This is a genomic window from Microbacterium lacus (assembly GCF_002812805.1).
GTDB classification, from domain to species: domain Bacteria; phylum Actinomycetota; class Actinomycetes; order Actinomycetales; family Microbacteriaceae; genus Microbacterium; species Microbacterium lacus_A.
Window position 1 is genome coordinate 1 of the sequence record NZ_NMUM01000041.1, and the last position, 15,589, is coordinate 15,589.

The 15,589-nt window shown below is 64.1% G+C and carries 15 protein-coding genes; 7 read left to right on the forward strand and 8 right to left on the reverse strand.

Going from position 1 to position 15,589, the window contains the following annotated elements:
- Together CGU34_RS14665 and CGU34_RS14670 are read left to right on the forward strand one after the other, a co-directional pair.
- A protein-coding gene (locus CGU34_RS14665) for an IS3 family transposase (RefSeq protein ID WP_100813494.1) occupies nucleotides 1-1,220 on the forward strand; the annotation gives its coding sequence in 2 pieces (ribosomal slippage) (nucleotides 1-208 and nucleotides 208-1,220; 1,221 coding nt annotated over the 2 pieces). This gene is flagged as partial in the annotation.
- Between the two features lie 43 nt (nucleotides 1,221-1,263).
- Nucleotides 1,264-1,821: a hypothetical protein gene (locus CGU34_RS14670; protein WP_100814540.1), complete on the forward strand. Its 558-nt coding sequence runs from the start codon at nucleotides 1,264-1,266 to the stop codon at nucleotides 1,819-1,821.
- A 27-nt stretch (nucleotides 1,822-1,848) separates the two neighbouring features.
- Here CGU34_RS14670 and CGU34_RS14675 read toward each other — a convergent pair whose 3' ends face one another.
- From CGU34_RS14675 to CGU34_RS14685, 3 genes are all read right to left on the reverse strand, one after another.
- Nucleotides 1,849-2,379, reverse strand: coding sequence for a hypothetical protein (locus CGU34_RS14675; RefSeq protein WP_100812233.1), 531 nt, complete (start codon nucleotides 2,377-2,379; stop codon nucleotides 1,849-1,851).
- A gap of 575 nt (nucleotides 2,380-2,954) precedes the next feature.
- Nucleotides 2,955-4,094: an XRE family transcriptional regulator gene (locus CGU34_RS14680; RefSeq protein WP_100812232.1), complete on the reverse strand. Its 1,140-nt coding sequence runs from the start codon at nucleotides 4,092-4,094 to the stop codon at nucleotides 2,955-2,957.
- Complete coding sequence (locus CGU34_RS14685) at nucleotides 4,087-4,836, reverse strand: hypothetical protein (RefSeq protein WP_100814541.1); 750 nt, start codon at nucleotides 4,834-4,836, stop codon at nucleotides 4,087-4,089. The genes CGU34_RS14680 and CGU34_RS14685 overlap by 8 nt, the downstream gene beginning before the upstream one ends.
- Before the next feature lie 262 nt (nucleotides 4,837-5,098).
- Between CGU34_RS14685 and CGU34_RS14690 the strand changes: the two genes are divergently transcribed.
- A complete protein-coding gene (locus tag CGU34_RS14690; protein ID WP_100812230.1) occupies nucleotides 5,099-5,302 on the forward strand; it encodes a hypothetical protein in 204 nt (67 codons plus the stop codon).
- Nucleotides 5,303-5,621: 319 nt separating this feature from the next.
- On the opposite strand, the gene CGU34_RS14695 is transcribed toward CGU34_RS14690, so the two are convergent.
- Both CGU34_RS14695 and CGU34_RS14700 read right to left on the reverse strand, forming a co-directional pair.
- Nucleotides 5,622-6,377, reverse strand: a complete 756-nt coding sequence (locus tag CGU34_RS14695) for a DUF5677 domain-containing protein (RefSeq protein ID WP_100812229.1) — start codon at nucleotides 6,375-6,377, stop codon at nucleotides 5,622-5,624.
- A gap of 272 nt (nucleotides 6,378-6,649) precedes the next feature.
- A complete protein-coding gene (locus tag CGU34_RS14700; RefSeq protein ID WP_157811341.1) occupies nucleotides 6,650-7,996 on the reverse strand; it encodes a hypothetical protein in 1,347 nt (448 codons plus the stop codon).
- Nucleotides 7,997-8,175: 179 nt separating this feature from the next.
- Here CGU34_RS14700 and CGU34_RS14705 point away from each other — a divergent pair, with 179 nt between their 5' ends.
- The 4 genes from CGU34_RS14705 (at nucleotide 8,176) to CGU34_RS14720 (ending at nucleotide 12,355) form a co-directional block, all read left to right on the forward strand.
- A complete protein-coding gene (locus CGU34_RS14705) occupies nucleotides 8,176-8,781 on the forward strand; it encodes a hypothetical protein (RefSeq protein WP_100812227.1) in 606 nt (201 codons plus the stop codon).
- Between the two features lie 390 nt (nucleotides 8,782-9,171).
- Entirely contained in the window at nucleotides 9,172-10,377 is a 1,206-nt protein-coding gene (istA, locus tag CGU34_RS14710) for an IS21 family transposase (RefSeq protein WP_100812226.1), read from the forward strand.
- Nucleotides 10,377-11,168 carry an IS21-like element helper ATPase IstB gene (istB, locus tag CGU34_RS14715; RefSeq protein ID WP_100812225.1) on the forward strand — a complete coding sequence of 264 codons (792 nt, stop codon included), beginning with the start codon at nucleotides 10,377-10,379 and terminating at the stop codon, nucleotides 11,166-11,168. The genes istA and istB overlap by 1 nt, the downstream gene beginning before the upstream one ends.
- Before the next feature lie 455 nt (nucleotides 11,169-11,623).
- A complete protein-coding gene (locus tag CGU34_RS14720; protein WP_100812224.1) occupies nucleotides 11,624-12,355 on the forward strand; it encodes a hypothetical protein in 732 nt (243 codons plus the stop codon).
- Nucleotides 12,356-12,506: 151 nt separating this feature from the next.
- Here the strand turns inward: CGU34_RS14720 and CGU34_RS14725 are convergent, their stop codons facing one another.
- The 3 genes from CGU34_RS14725 to CGU34_RS14735 all read right to left on the reverse strand — a co-directional run bounded on the left by CGU34_RS14725 (nucleotide 12,507) and on the right by CGU34_RS14735 (nucleotide 15,473).
- Entirely contained in the window at nucleotides 12,507-12,884 is a 378-nt protein-coding gene (locus tag CGU34_RS14725) for a hypothetical protein (protein WP_100812223.1), read from the reverse strand.
- A gap of 590 nt (nucleotides 12,885-13,474) precedes the next feature.
- Nucleotides 13,475-14,047 carry a hypothetical protein gene (locus CGU34_RS14730; protein ID WP_157811342.1) on the reverse strand — a complete coding sequence of 191 codons (573 nt, stop codon included), beginning with the start codon at nucleotides 14,045-14,047 and terminating at the stop codon, nucleotides 13,475-13,477.
- Between the two features lie 157 nt (nucleotides 14,048-14,204).
- Nucleotides 14,205-15,473, reverse strand: a complete 1,269-nt coding sequence (locus tag CGU34_RS14735; protein WP_100809674.1) for an IS256 family transposase — start codon at nucleotides 15,471-15,473, stop codon at nucleotides 14,205-14,207.
- Nucleotides 15,474-15,589: the final 116 nt, after the last annotated feature.

The window sequence follows — 15,589 nt, forward strand, 5'->3', positions numbered from 1 at the left end:
GAGTATCCCTCGTTGACGGCCGCGTCAGCGGCCGTTGCCCGCCAGGTCGGCGTGGGCCACGAGTCGGTGCGCCGGTGGGTGCTGCAAGCCGATATCGACGACGGCACCCGCGACGGGATCACCAGCGTCGAGCATGCCGAGATCAAGCGGCTCAAGGCCGAGAACAGTCGTCTGCGGGAGGATGTCGCGATCCTGAGAGCTGCGACGACTTTCTTCGCGGGGGAACTCGACCCCCGCAACCGTTGATGCTGGGCTTCATTGACACGATGAGAGCCGAAGGTCACGCGGTCGAGTCGATCATCCGGGTCCTGCAAGCGCAGGGCGTGAAGATCGCCGCGCGCACCTACCGAGCCCACCGGCAAGGCATCGTCGCAGTGCGGACGATCACGGACGCGCAGGTCCAGGACGCTGTCCGCGCCGCGGCATGGACCATTGTCGAACGCAACGGGACGATGCGTCGCGTGCTGACTCCCGAGGGCCTCTACGGGCGGCGGAAGATGACCGCGCTGATCCGCCGCACGTCGATCCCCGGCGCGTCGCGAGGCGCGGTCGACCGGGCCATGCGCTCGCTCGGGCTGTCGGGAATCCGTCGCGACAAGGGCACCCGCACTACGATCCCCGCCAAGGACGGGGTCCGTGCCGGCGACCTGCTGAACCGCGACTTCACCGCGCCCCGGCCGGATCACACCTGGGTGATGGACTTCACCTATTGCCGCACCTGGGCGGGCTGGGTCTACGTCGCCTTCATCGTCGATGTCTACTCGCAACGCATCGTGGCCTGGCACGCACAGACCACCAAGCACGTCGAGCTGGTGATGATCCCGCTGCGCATGGCCCTCTGGGAACGAGCGCGTGATGGGCACCCGGTCCAGCCCGAGCAGCTGCGGGCACATTCGGACGCCGGGTCTCAATACGTCTCGCTGGCCTACACCGAGAAGCTGGCGCTCGATGGCATCGCACCCTCGATCGGGTCCGTCGGCGACGCGTTCGATAACGCGCTGATGGAGACGATCAACGGGCTCTACAAGGCCGAGTGCATCCGCACGACCGTGTTCCACGACGGGCCGTATCGGACCATCGCAGACGTCGAATTCGCGACCGCCGGCTGGGTCAACTGGTACAACACTCGTAGGCTTCACTCGAGCCTCGGCTACGTCCCACCCGCCGAGTTCGAGCAAGCCCATTACGCGACCCTCAACCGAGAGCCGCAACCCGCATAGGAGCGGCACAAAACCTGGAGCGCTTCAATCCGCGGAGTTTGTGATGATACGCGCCCTCTACGAGACCGCGGCCGCCGCGCTGTGGGTGCTCGGTCCGGACAGCAGCGATGAGCGAATCACCCACTCCCTTCGCTTACGGTTTGGGGAACTGACCCACTCCCGCAAGCTCACTATCAAGTACGCCGAGCTCGCCGACGACGACACGGGCCTGCAGGCGCAGGAAGACTTCGTCGCCGGCCAGCTCGAGGATCTCACCCAAATGGCGTCACAGGCTGGGCTCGATGCGCGCACTGTCCGCAAAGCCATCACCCCGGGGAATCTGGTGATCGAGGCGGGTCAATATGTGGACGAGCTGTCTCCCGCGCTGACTTACTGGTATTGGTCGACGGCGAGCTCTATCGCGCACGCCGAACCGTCCACTATAAACCTGCTGGCCGACATGCAATTTATCGGCGTGGACGTTCGGGACCAACCCATCGCGCACGTCGAACCTAGCGCCGTCGCCATCTGGAATCACCTCGACGTCGCCCACAAGATGATCTCCCAGGCGCACGAACTGTGGAATCGCCGAGCGGCTCCACCTTCGAACGCACCCGCGTGAGCGCCCTGCGGTGAAAGTCCTGGAACCTCAGCTCAGGTCGAGTACCCGCGGGTTCCACAGGACGACCGGCACTGTCGAGAGCCCGTACGTCTGATCACCGCTCATGCCGATGCGGAAGCGCAAGTCGTACTCTTCGGCGGTGCTTCGGACCTCAGCCTGGAGCTTGTCGTAGTCCCAAGACGAGTAGGGAGCGAAGGTGACGACGGCGAGTCGAGAGCGCCCTCCAGCTGGCCTGACGTTGTAGGCCCGGCCGTGATCCCTCACGTGGGTGGGCTCTCGGAACAGACATGCCCGTGACTCGTACTTGTGGAAGCGGCCGACGAGGCCGCTGTCGCTCGCGAGCATGTGGAAGCACGAGTCACGCGTGCCCACACTGAGCCCGTGGTCCGCAGCCCACGCGCGTTCGCGTTCCTCACGTCCGGGCAGAGCCAGTGTCGGGTCCGCATACAACGGGCGTCCGGAGGTCGCGTCGAACTGACGGAACGCGGTGGTGTAGCTGATGGAGTTCAGGTCCGCGAACGCGCGAACCTGCGCCTTGCGGCTGTGGTGGGTAGTCACGATCTCAACCTTTCGTCGATGTGCTCCGCGCAGCAATCGACGAGGGAAATCGAAGACAACTGAGAATTGGATACAGCGCGATCCCGTGGACCTTGTCGTCGTCTGTGTCGGTGCGCGGACCGAGACATCGGAGTAGGGCGTGCGCCACGCCCATTATGTGCAACGCATGGGCGCCGGAGCCTATTCCCGAGCCGCCCGTGAGGCCGGCGTAAATCCCTCTTGGCAAGGCCTTCCGGATCGGTCCGATCGGGACGTGAAGGACCCACATGCCGCCGCCACGGCGAGGCCAACCCTGCGCTCGCACCGAACCCTTGGGCACGAATCGTCGGTCCGTGTTCCGCCGCCCGCGCGCTCATGCGCGAGCTTGGACTAACCTCACGAGAGCTCGATGAGGCGGGTTGACACGCTTCTCGGATCCCGCGTGATGTTCGGTGCAAGCAGCCAGCCGCCGGCACGAAGATCGCCAGCACCGCCGTGCCAGAACTCTACGTCCCGAAGCTGATCCCGCTGCTGACGGCGCTGCTTCTTGGCCTGCTTCGCTCTCCCCAATGCCTGCGCCGGCCTACTGACCGCGGTCAGAGAAGTGGGCGCAGGTGAGGGCGCCGGTCGCCATTGCCAAGAAGCCGCTCAACAGTGGACTCCCGCCAGCCAAGTTCATGCGCGAGATCCGTCACGGTGACACCTTCGGACCGCGCGTAGTCGAAGGCCCGTTTGAGCAGAACAGGCGTCTCACCTTCGTACCTCGCTGTCGGCGAGGACTTCACAAGACCCGCGCTCTTCATCATCTCCAGCCGCTGGTATGCACGCCGCGCGGAGGCGTCGGAGAGCAAGCCGAGCTGGCGGGAGCGGTACACAATCGCTTTCATCTCGACTCCCCATTTCTGACTCAGGTGCGCGACGTAGTCCCATTCGATTTTCGGCCTCAACGCTGCGCGCATCGCGCGCTCAGGAAGAAGCAACTCGCCGGCAAACGCGTCGGCTTCCCGTTCGATCTCGATCTCCCCGTGCACCTCGTCCTGGTGGAGAGCGAAATGACCGAGCTCATGCGCCAGGTTGAAGCGGTGGCGGTAGACGTCATCAATGCGGTCCGGGGGCGTGACGACAAGCGGCCGGGAAAGCTTGCTTGTGGAAAACGCGCTTATTCGTTTGACCTCGGCGTCATCGGCGAAGGAGGCGAAGACGATGACGATGCCGTTGGCTTCTGCAGTACGAGTCAAGTGCGGAAACGGCTCTTCTAGACGGATCCCCCATTGCTCACGCAAGCCCTCTGCCGCTTCACGCAACGCGGCCCGGCCAAGAGGCCCGTCAACAGATCGGGGGGTGGGGAGATTGATGTCAGGGAACTGCACCCAGCGTTCGAGCGCGTGAGTCAACTCCCATACCTGCTCCGTGTAGGCGAGTGCCTTACTTCGCTGCCCCACCGTCGTAGCACGTAGAGACTTGAAGTGCGCGTCGGAGCTGTCGAGAACAGCGCGTGGCCGACCTGTCGCGAAAAACGGGACCGGAACATCGAGAACGCGTGCTACGGCTTCCAGCACATTCGGACGGGGAGCATTCACTCCCGCTTCCCACTGGCCAACCGCAGCGGCCGAGACCCCCACTTGAGATGCCAGGGCCTGCTTCGTCATCACCGCGAGCCGCCGCGCTTGACGGAGCCTGCCTGCGTCGAACAGTGCCGCGACGTCGGCGGTACGAGGTTCGGTGGGACTAGTCATTAGAGACAACTTTCGCGGCTTCCCGCGCACTCGCGATCTCGTTCTCATCTACCGGGGAAATCGCCTTTCGACGCCGCGGAGACATGGAAGGCACTGGGATCATGCCGGTGTCGAAGCGAGGTTCTGCGTCGACTTCGCGGAGGCGCTGCGGTGCCGCCCGGTAAAGATCGAGGTCCAGAGGAACGAAATGGACCCATTCCACGAACCCGTCTGCGCGGAGTCGGCCCTGGCCGAGGCCTGCCCCGAGGACCCCCGAGTCGGCGTTCGCGACGAAGGGAACGAGGAGTGCGCGACGCGGCCACACCGGCGCGGAGGTTCCCCAGCCCTCTTCTTCACCGGCACCGAACTCGAGTACCTGAGCGCGAGGCATCCGATTCGACAGCGCAACCAATGCATCACGGATCCGGCGGGGTTCCATTGCCGCGCTGTCCAGGCTCTCCTTGACCCGGGAGTCCTGGCGATATGCATAGATGGCTGTGTCATTGACGACCGGGATGTCGTACGACGCGCCCTCGGGGCGGTATGCCGCGAACTCTCCCGCCGCGGCTGCAGCCGCGACCATCTCTTCGTGAACGGTGAGCCACAACGAGTTGCCATACGGGTTCAGTTGACGAAGCCGGCTGGCGGTCTGTGCGTCCTTCGCCCGCTCGTTGGCGGTGTGCAGACCATCCGGAATTCGGGCCACGACATCGACCGTGCGAGGCCCCAGCAGCTCGGTAAGCCAATCCGGATGTGTAGCCACGCGAGACCCCCTTGGTTGCGCCGACGCCCTGCCGACATCAAAAAAGCTACACCTCGGCTAGCAACTTTGGCGATGGCGACACGCCAAAACTTCAGTTCTCTCCACCAATTGCGCATGCATGCGCTATGCTCGGCTCGTCTCAACCGAGACAAACGAAACGACCCCGCAGCGGTCGTGCCGCCACAGGGTCGAGAGTTCCGGAAGAACACCAACGATTCTATGGGGCGCGGTTGATCGAGGTCACCAGTAAGGAGCCAGCACCATGCCCGATCCGAAGAACCACAACAAGCCCTGGACCGCCGCCGACAACGCACAACTGCGCCGCGAGGCTGCGGGGAACACTCCCACGCGCGTCATCGGCCTTCACCTCGGTCGCACGCCGGATGCCGTTCAGTCCCACGCGTCTGATCTCGGCGTTTCGCTGAAGCCGACCAACCAGAGCCCGTACGGCACCCGCAAGAAGTAGGAGTCACGCGCACCTGGCGTGCGCGTGACTCACGGTCCCCTTCGGTGCCGTCGGCCTCGGTGGGACCGAAGGGGGTTACAGGCGGATACCAGCCCCCCGAGACCATGCTGTTCCTCGGATCCAATTTCAGCAGATGCGACCGCAACTCGTCGCGCTAGGAATCCGAACGGCCGATGTCCGCACAAGCATTCGTGCGCGGGCTCAAACTGGCAACTAGCTCTTGACGGGCGGAAGCGCTGACCTCATCGCAAGACGGTCGCTGACCGCGCGGCGGCCCGGCGTCCTGCGCAACTCTGCTCGGCGAGCCAGCCAAATGTAATCAGTACGCGTTGAAGAATGCGGTGGCGGCTGCCTGTGCAAGCTCGTCTGCGACGCCCTCGTCAATCAGCAGTCGGCCGACAAGGAACACGGCTAGGAAAGTGGCAAGACGGTGCGCTTCGAGGTCAGGGTCGGCGACCGGCGGCTGTCCGGTCGGTCCGATCCGTCCGTGCTGGGGGTTCGCGTACGCGGCAGCGAGGGCGCCCGATGCATGCGAATACTGAGACTCCTCTCGCCAGGCATAGAACAGGCCGACGCTCTGTCCTTGGGTGGACTTCGCCGCCGCGAGGAACTGGCGGGCCTGATTCTTGACCTCACCCTGCGCGGCATCGGTCACCATCTCATCCATCTCCGACAGGTCGACTGAGCTGTCGTAGCCCATCTCACGTATATGGTCGAATGCCTTCTTCGTCAGCTCGACCTCGTGGTCAAGCATCGCGTCGATAGCCTTCACACGCTCCTCTTTCGGCATGTCGTGAAGCCACTGGAGGCGGACTATCGTTTCGGCGAACGAGCGCCGGTTCGAAGCCGCGGTGTGCGACAACCCCGCCTCAGCAAGTACGGCGATGGTGCGCGACTGCTCGAAAATGTTCCGAAGCCATCCGACGATGAAGATGGTCGCTCGCGTGGCGGGTACGGCCGACATGTCTGCTGTCAGCACTCGCTGAGCGCTCGCCTTCGCGAATGCTGCGTTGACCAGAACCGCGGGGCGCTCGCGAAGTGCCCGCCGCTTCTCTTTCGTCTTCTTGCCGCTCACGACTTTGACAGTAGCGGGGCGGTCTCTCTATGTGCCTCAGCGGGTCGAGTCGTGAGCTTCGCGAGATACGTCTCGACGGATCTACTCGACTGCAATCCGAGGTGACATTGACTCGAAGGCGCGACGGGAGGACGACGACTGCTTCATGAGTCCGTCCCTGAGCGCACGGTCGGCGGTGCGTGGGTGCCGGGGTCACTGGCATCGGCGTTACTAACGCCGATGAGGGCCTGCGCGTACACGCGGCCGATGAGCAGGACAAACGCGGTTCAGGGTCAGTCGAACGTCGGCGTATCCGTAACCGCGCAGGCGAGCACCGATGACGCAAGCATGATCGCGATGACTGCGTTGATGCGGTTGTACTGTCGGCGGGTCGCGGCATGAGCCGTGACGTTGCGATGGAATGCGGTGCCGCGATGATCAACCCCGTATTTCCCGGTCATCGTCGCGTGAGCCGGGAGGAGCGAGAACGCGTAACGCCACCCGTGAGCGGCCAACTTCTTCTTCTGATCCGGGTTCAGGATCGCGCCCTTGTCGAGGTTCAGTTTGGGCACCCGGAACTGCGAGATCACGGTGTCGAGCACGTTCGTAGCCAATGCTTGCGCCGCCTCAGTGTGCTGGTCGCGCAATGCTGCGATCGCCCGCCGGATCATGTCGGCGAGGAACAGCGCTCGACGTGACGGGAGCGCGCTGGCGACGTCCTCGCAGTCGTTGAGGATGCCACGCCAGTTGTTGCTGATCACCCGGCGGCGGGCCGGACCATCCGCGGCCTGCAGCAGCTTGTCGATGACGGTTGCGCCGGGCACCCAGCCGAGCGGGATGCCATCCGCGAGCACGGCGTGGATCTGAGCTTCGATCGCATCAGGGTCGGCAGCGACGTCCAACCAGTTGGGGGTGACGCGCCGCAGCTTCAGTGCGTTAGCGAACCCGCTGAAGTCGAAGTCGAAGATGAACGGCGGAAGTTGGATAAGGGATCCCAGGTCCGGCAGTTTGAACGCCGGCATCATCGCCTCGAGCTGAGAGTCCGTGAACAGGCCACGTATGGGCGAACCCACGCCGGTCAGTCCGGGGACGTTCGTGTTGAAGCCACGCATGGCGGAACCTGTGCCGGCGAGTCCGGGGACGTCTTTCATCCACTCGGTCGCGTTCATCGCCGACGTCAGCATTCGCGTGCTGGCCTCACTCAGTCCGGGCGGGATGAACGAATGCTGCGCAAGGCCTGCCGCGTTTATCCACTCCATGTTGAAGAGGCCCGTGGAGAAGGCCTGGTCGATGAGCTTGGACGCCGAGTCGCCCAGCCGCAGTCCCTCAAAGTGCGGGGCGATCGCAGAGCTGATTGTCCGCATGAAGTCGTCGGAGAAGATGCGGCCCGTGGGCATGGTCGGGAACGCGTCATTCAGGCCCGTCAGCTCTTTCGATCCCGGCGGCTGGCCGTCGTCGTCGAGGATCGTCAAGACGGTACGCGTCCTCCGTGGAGGATCGCCCGACTCGTCGTCGGACTGCTTGTCACCGAGTTCGTGAGAAGAATCCTCTTGAGCGTCGTCCGCGGCCGCGCTGGTCGGCTCGTCAGGACTCGTCTCCGACTGGTCCGAGTCGCTCGAAGGGTGCGGTTCAGCAGGCACCTGACCAGCGAACCACACCCGCCCCGCGTTCATGCGGAAAGTTGCGCTCCGCCTCCGCGACGCGGTCGACTTCACGCCCGCAGGCCGGTCCTTCACCGAGCGGGGCTTCAAAAGAGACGCGGCGCGCCGTGCCCGGCCGCGCGCGTGCGATGTCTAGTCGCATCGATACCATTCAGACAATGGTCGACACAAAGCAGACGAAGACGATCGGCGAGCATCATGTTGCCTCCGAGCTCGCTCGCCGCGGCTGGGCACCCGCGCTCACACGCGATGGACTCGAACGCACCGACATCCTTGCAGTGCTCGCGGAAGGCGCGGAACGACGCCTCGTTGAGATTCAGGTGAAGACCGCTCGCGGCGCCCGCATGGATTCGATCAGCTGGCCATTGGGTTCGAAATCTCAGGAGCCGAGCCTTCACGACCGCGAGTACTTCGTCATGGTCGCCATTCCTCATGACCTACGCGAGCGCCCGCGCAACTTTGTTGTGCCGCGCATCCATGTTGCGGCCGCGGCATGGATCGAGCACATGAATTGGCTCACGCATCCCGACGCGCCGCCAGGAAAGCGCAACGCGCCGGTGGAGCGTTCCCGCGTTCTGCTGCGAACCTTTGCTGCCTACGAGGATCGATGGGATCTGCTTGAAGCTGATCAGAGCCGTTGCCCGGTTCTTCTGCCTGCGAACTACCATGACCTCGCGATCGCGCAACGGGTCGGACTGCCACCTGACCACGAATGGAACGCTGGCATTCCCGAGTCGTGGGTGAGAGCGGAACACGGCTCCTAGACCCCGTCAGCGACTCGGTCCCTCAGTGACTGCGGCGCGTCCGTCTACGCCATGTTGATCGGCGGACGCCACGCCGAGAGAAGACGTGCTTCGAGCAAAGCTCCCTCCTCTTTCGTAGTGGTGGTGACCCATGAGAGGTCGCAGCCTTGGATCCACTCGGTGAGAACGGCAACCTGCTCGGGCGTCATGACGGTCGGGCGCCGACGTGTGTACTCGCGCGTGAGCCCGAGTTCCCGGACCGCGACCCAGGAGCGCAGCGTGCTCCGACTCAGGTCCAGAGATGTGGCGAGGTGCGAGCGGAGGCGCGACCGCAGGCTCGAGTGTCGGCGACGGTTGAAAACGAGGCCATAGCGACGGGCGAAAACGAGGCCACCCAGACAGATTGGGTGGGTGATCTCGGTGGAGGATTGGGCATTGATTCGGCGGCTCGTCGCGGATGGAGTTCCGCAGCGTCAGGTCGCGAGGCAACTGGGTATCGGCAGGTCAACGGTCGATAGAGCATTGGCGTCGGATCGGCCGCCGAAGTATGAGCGGCCGGCGCAGGAGACGTCGTTCACGCCGTTCGAGGCGCAAGTGCGAGCGTTGCTGGCGGAGCATCCGGAGATGCCGGCGACGGTGATCGCGGAGCGGGTCGAATGGTCGGGGTCGATCACCTGGTTCCGGGAGAACGTGCGTCGGTTGCGGCCGGAGCATCGCCCGGTTGACCCCGCTGACCGGCTCAGCTGGGCTGCTGGTGATGCGGCCCAATGCGATCTCTGGTTCCCACCGGCGAAGATCCCGCTCGAGGACGGCACGAGCGTGCTGCTGCCCGTGTTGGTGATCGTCGCCGCGCACTCACGCTTCGTGACGGCGAAGATGATCCCAACGCGCAAGACGGAAGATCTGCTGCTCGGGTCGTGGGAGCTGATCCAGCAACTCGGCCGTGTCCCGCGCAGGCTGATCTGGGACAACGAGCCCGGCATCGGGCAGAAGGGTCGGCTCGCACAAGGCGTCGCCGCGTTCGCCGGCACCCTCGCCACCAAGGTCGTCCAGCTGCGCCCCTACGATCCGGAGTCGAAGGGGATCGTCGAGCGCCGCAACGGCTGGTTCGAGACCTCGTTCATGCCCGGCCGCACGTTCACTTCACCGGCGGACTTCAACGCTCAACTCGCAGACTGGCTCGAGAGAGCGAACAGCAGGGTCGTGCGGACGATCAAGGCCCGCCCGGTCGATCTGATCGAGCACGACCGGTCCCGGATGCTGCCGTTGCCCCCGATCCCGTTGCAACTCGGTTGGCGAGAGCGAGTAAGGCTGGGGCGCGACTACTACGTCCGCCTCGACGCGTCCGATTACTCCGTCGACCCGCAAGTCATCGGACGGCTCGTCGACGTCACCGCCGATCTCGACCGGGTTCGGGTTCGGCTCGACGGGCGGATCGTCGCTGACCACGCCCGCGTCTGGGCGCGCGGGAGCACCGTCACCGACCCCACGCATGTCGAGACGGCGAAACGGTTGCGGCAGCAGTTCCAGCAGCCGCGACCGACCGCCGTCGGCGATGACCTCACGAGGGATCTCGCGGACTACGACCGGGCGTTCGGGATCGAAGGAGTCGCCTGATGGTCACCGCGAAGCCGACCGAGTCGGTCAAGCAGATCACCTACCTCGCCGGCGCGCTGAAAGCTCCCCGGATCACCGAAGCCGCCAGTCGGATGGCTGACCAAGCTCGTGATGCGGGCTGGTCGTTCGAGGATTACCTCGCTGCCGTCCTCGAACGCGAAGTGAGCGCCCGCAACGCGTCGGGCGCGGAGTTGCGGATCAAAGCGGCCGGGTTTCCCGCGCGGAAAACGCTCGAGGACTTCGACTGGGACGTCCAACCCGCGACCCGGCAGCAGATCGCCGGGCTCGCATCGGGAGGCTTCCTCCTCGAAGCGCAGAACGTGGTGCTCCTCGGCCCGCCCGGAACCGGGAAGACGCACCTCGCGACCGCGCTCGGGATCGTCGCCGCCCGGCACGGTCACCGGGTGCTGTTCGCAACGGCGACGGACTGGGTCACCCGCCTCACTGACGCCCACCGGCAAGGGAACCTGCCTCGCGAGCTCGCACGGCTGCGACGTTACGGGCTGATCATCGTCGACGAAGTCGGCTACCTCCCGTTCGAGCAAGACGCCGCGAACCTGTTCTTCCAACTCGTCTCGAGCCGCTACGAACACGCCTCGCTCATCCTCACCAGCAACCTGCCGTTCTCGGGCTGGGGCGGCGTCTTCGGAGACCAAGCAGTCGCCGCCGCGATGATCGACCGCATCGTCCACCACGCCGACGTCCTCACCCTCAAGGGCGCCAGCTACCGGCTCCGCGGACGCGGGATCAACAGCCTTCCGAGCATCAGAACCCAAGATCCGGCAGACTGACCGAACGACAACCAGGTGGCCTCGTTTTCACACGTCGCAATGGCCTACTTTTCGAGCGTCGTCGACACTCGAGGCTTTACCCAGATATACGCACTCGTCGTCTCGGAACCACGCGTAGACACCGGGAAGCTCCGGAACGACTGATCGGGCCAATGAGCCCGCTCGTGTCCGAGGCTGCGAAAGCACAATGCTCCACTCTGATGTGACAGCGTTTGTCATCTCCTCAAGCTACAGAGAATGCTCGACATCACTCGGGCTTGGCGCCCGCCAGCCGGTCGCGGAGCGTGCCGGAGTGGCGGCGAGCGACGCGGGATACTCGGGTGTCGCCACCGAAGGTCCTTACCCGCCGAGCAGGCAATGAGCGCGGGATGAGGTGAGTGACATCCGTTTTTGCCGGGCTGGCTATTGATAGCGAAAGCAGACGCGCTGGATCCATGCCCCGATAGTCTCGGCGCATGACATCGACGCCCCGGAGGTTCGTCTTTCGGCCGCTCGTAGTCGTCGCCGGCGCGTTGGCAACGGTCCTGACGATCATCTTCGGGATTCTGCAGATCGGCAGTTGGATCAACGAGAACGCCGTCTGGTCTCTGTGGGCAGCGATTGTGGTTCTCATTGTCGCCATTGTGTTGCTAATCGCGCGCCTCGCAGCTGTGACTGAGGTCGCCAAGGTCGCTGAGCAAACGGCGGCTATTGAAGCCCAGAATGCCGAAGCGGCAACTAATGCGGCGGAACAGGCGAGGGGTGCACTGAGAGATCTAGAATCAGCGGGCCCACCGACTCCTCGCGCAGCGCTCAGTGAGATCGACAGGTCCGTCGCCGAACAGCTATTTCGCTATGCGTCGGATCCGGAACTATTGACCACATTGGGCTCGTTCTTCCCGTACCAGATCCCGCGAGGACCGGTTCGGTTGATTGATGAACTCTCCGAACTGCCCATGACGCGAACGGTGCATGACCCGCAACTGGAGCGGCACCTCGGCAATCTAGCGGAGACCGCGCAAGCGTGGCGCACGAAGTTCTTGCGGGTGGCTTCAGCTGACGGCGATCACTACAGCACGAGGCTTGCCCATTTCGTGTCTCAGGACGCGTACAAGCATCACACAGCGATGACGGACGAGCTCGGCGATGCCGGGTTTGAGTTGCACTCGAAGCTTCTTGCGTACCAGAAGTACTACGCCTCGTTGTAGTGCAAGGTGGACGGGCAGCCCCGGAACCTAAGCACGGGGCTCACGAAGGTCTCCAAACGGCGAAGCGTGTGAGTTCGTAAGCCGGTCGTCTAGCGAGGCAGTTCGCGACGCCCAAGGGGATGACGCGGGAGGAGCTCGCGAATGCGGCAGGTCATGGGTTCGAGATGACGTAGACGCTTTCGCTAAGTTTCGTCCGCTCTTCGCCACCGACCCTATCCTCCGGGAACTTGTAGGTGCCCACTTCGATCAGGGTGCCGCTATCGAGCTCGGCGCCGAAACCCCCGCCAGCTCCGCAGCCCATCTGCTCCCATTCCTGGTCGCGGATGTGGACCAAGCATGTCTTTCCTTCCCCGCGAGCAAGGTACAGCTCTGCGCCCTCGACTTCGCCCACATAGCGAGTGCTGTCGGGGTTAATCTCCGGCGCCCAAGTCGATGCATCGGCGATCAAGTCGCGGTTGGTCTGCTCGGCCTCGAACTCCGGGAGTGTGGAAGCCCCACAACCGGCCAAAAGCAACACCGAGGAAAGCACGAGCAGAATTTTTGGTGGACGCTCTCATCCCGGCAACCTAGCAGGGTTGACTCGACCCCAGCGCCGCACGATGAGCATAGGAGCAGCCATGCCACGACCGCACCGGATGGACCCGCTCATCGACGACTTCGCTCCGCTCGCAGAGAAGTTCGGCCGAACCACCGCCTGTGTCGCACACCGTTCCAGATAGACGCCGTCACGGTTGCGTCTGCCGGCACGCGGGCGCAAGGAATGAACTGGTGACAGGTTAAGTTGTCGCCGATTCGTTCCTCACGCCCATCTGACACACAGCGAAGCCTCATGTGGAAACAATGAATGCCGGACGTGGCGGCGCGGTGTCAAGACCTATGGCCTCAGCCCTCGATTATGAGCCGCTCGCACCTGATCTGGGCGGTCGTGGAAGATCTGTGCCCATCCATCGGATGATTGCCGTAGTCGGCGAACTTATTCCGCAGTGGTTTCTTGCCCGATGTAGGAACCGGTCAGAGTGTATCTGGACAAGGCGGACGTTGCGCCGATACTGCATATAGACACGCACGCCGCCCCCGTAGGGGCGGATGGCCGTGATCAGCAATCAGACCGGGAGGTCGCTAGCCCAAACCGGGGCCCAAGGTGCACTCCACGACATCTATGTCCGCAGCCTGTACCTGCTCCCAGACTGTCTCGACATCCTTACCCGGCTCTACGCCAAGATCCGTGAGGCATTCCCGCAGGCTCACGTAGGTCGGGGAATCGTAGGAGTTCGCCACCTGCCATCGGAAGTCCACTGGGGCGAAGTCCACGTAGCACCGGTCATGGGCCGATTTGTCGCCTTCCCAGTAGGAGTACTCGTGAACGACACCCACGGTGCGCTCCGAAAAAAGGGAAGCGCCTGCGTCCTTCATGCAGTCGCGAAAAGTCGCATATGCCGCGTCGTACGACTCTTGAGTAACCGGTTCTGCGGGTGCGTTTGCCTCAGGGTTGGAGGCGGGGTTGAAAGCACCACCGTATGCGGCGGCGCCACCAACGGCGATCACCCCGGCGACACCCGCCGCTGATGCGAGGACGATCAATCGCTTCTTCACATGCTTTCCTCCCTGCGAGAACGTAGATCCGACCTGGTAGCCGCCGTTGGTCCTTGCGATGTGATAACCGTTCCATGTCGCCGCTTGCGTCTTGGACACCGTTCCGGCGCATTCTGAGTCACCCAGGTTCACGCTGGCCTGCATGGTCGCGCAAGTTGCTTACGATTCGCTGACAGGTGGGGACAGGAGCACGGCGCGGGCAGGGTCAAGTCCCGTGTTGTGGTGTCAATCCGGCTGCTTCCTTGATGGGTGAGGGTCAGGCGGTGAGGAACAGGTCGGGGCGCTCAGGCTCGGCGTGGTCTTGGAGTGTGTGGACGAGTTTGCGCATGGAGATGTCGGAGAGGTAGCGGCGTTCACCGTATTGCCATTCCTCGTGCTGCTCCTGCAGGACGGCGCCGATGAGGCGGGTGACGGAGTCGCGGTCGGGGAAGATCTGCACGACGTCGGCGCGGCGTTTGATCTCACGGTTGAGGCGCTCGATCGGGTTGTTGGACCAGACCTTCTGCCAATGCTCACGCGGGAGCGGCGCGAATCCGGTGAGGTCTGCTTCGGCAGCATTGAGCATGTCTGCGATCTCCGGGAACGACCCGCGGAGGGACGTGGAGACCTGGTGATACTGGGCGATCACGGCCTCGGGGGTGGTCTGCGCGAAGATCGTCGAGATCAGCGCGTTGACGGGCTTGGAGCGTGCCGATCCGAGCTTCTGGGTGACGTTACGAGCGAAGTGGACGCGGCATCTCTGCCAGCCCGATCCGGGGAGGATCGCTTTGACGGCGGCTTTGATGCCGGCGTGAGCGTCGGACGTGACGAGGGTCACGCCGAGCGGGTCTGTGTCGGTGGAGACTTTCAGACCGCGGTCGCGGAGGGAGCGGAGGAACTCGGTCCAGAAGTCCGTCGTCTCCGCGTCGCCGAGAGCCATCCCGAGGATCTCCCGACGGCCGTCGCCGCTGACCCCGGTCGCGACGATGAGGGCTTGGGAGAGAACCCGGCCACGGTGGCGCACGTCGAGGTAGGTGGCGTCCAGGAACAGGTACGGGAACCAGGTGTGATCGAGCCGGCGGTGCAGAAACTCGTGCACCACCTCATCGATCTCGGAGCAGATGCGGGAGACGGTGGACCGGCTGATGCCGGTGTCGTTGCCCAGCGCGCGGACGAGCTGGTCGACCTTGCGGGTGGAGACTCCGTCGATCCAGGCCTGGCAGATCACCGCGTAGAGCGCCTTGTCGACACGGCGGCGTGGGCTGAGCAGGCTCGGGAAGAACGACCCCTCCCGCAGCTTCGGAATCTGAATGTCGACCTCCCCCGCGGGCGTGGCGAGCGTCTTCGCGCGAGCACCGTTGCGACGCGTGGTGCGCTCCGCCGTGCGTTCGTAACGGGCCGCGCCGATCTTCGCGGTCGCTTCCGCGTCAACAAGGTCCTGCAGCCCCGCCTGCAGCATCCGACGGAACACGTCGGAATGGGCGAGGTCAGGATCGGCGAGGACTTCTGCGATCAGGGTCGTCAAGGCAGACTGATTCTGGGTCATCGTGGGATCTCTTCTTTGCTTCTTGGCGGAAACAACTGGTCATCCCACGATGGCCCTCCTACGTCAACGACGACGAGAACCCCGCAGGAATTGACACCAAGCTACGAGACGCACCC

What these genes read in the sequence shown, in the direction of transcription:
- CGU34_RS14670 (WP_100814540.1), top strand. Translation starts at nt 1,264, where the DNA reads ATGATACGCGCCCTCTACGAGACCGCGGCCGCCGCGCTGTGGGTGCTC.
- CGU34_RS14680 (WP_100812232.1), bottom strand. Translation starts at nt 4,094, where the DNA reads ATGACTAGTCCCACCGAACCTCGTACCGCCGACGTCGCGGCACTGTTC.
- CGU34_RS14690 (WP_100812230.1), top strand. Translation starts at nt 5,099, where the DNA reads ATGCCCGATCCGAAGAACCACAACAAGCCCTGGACCGCCGCCGACAAC.
- CGU34_RS14705 (WP_100812227.1), top strand. Translation starts at nt 8,176, where the DNA reads ATGGTCGACACAAAGCAGACGAAGACGATCGGCGAGCATCATGTTGCC.
- istB (WP_100812225.1), top strand. Translation starts at nt 10,377, where the DNA reads ATGGTCACCGCGAAGCCGACCGAGTCGGTCAAGCAGATCACCTACCTC.
- CGU34_RS14720 (WP_100812224.1), top strand. Translation starts at nt 11,624, where the DNA reads ATGACATCGACGCCCCGGAGGTTCGTCTTTCGGCCGCTCGTAGTCGTC.
- CGU34_RS14735 (WP_100809674.1), bottom strand. Translation starts at nt 15,473, where the DNA reads ATGACCCAGAATCAGTCTGCCTTGACGACCCTGATCGCAGAAGTCCTC.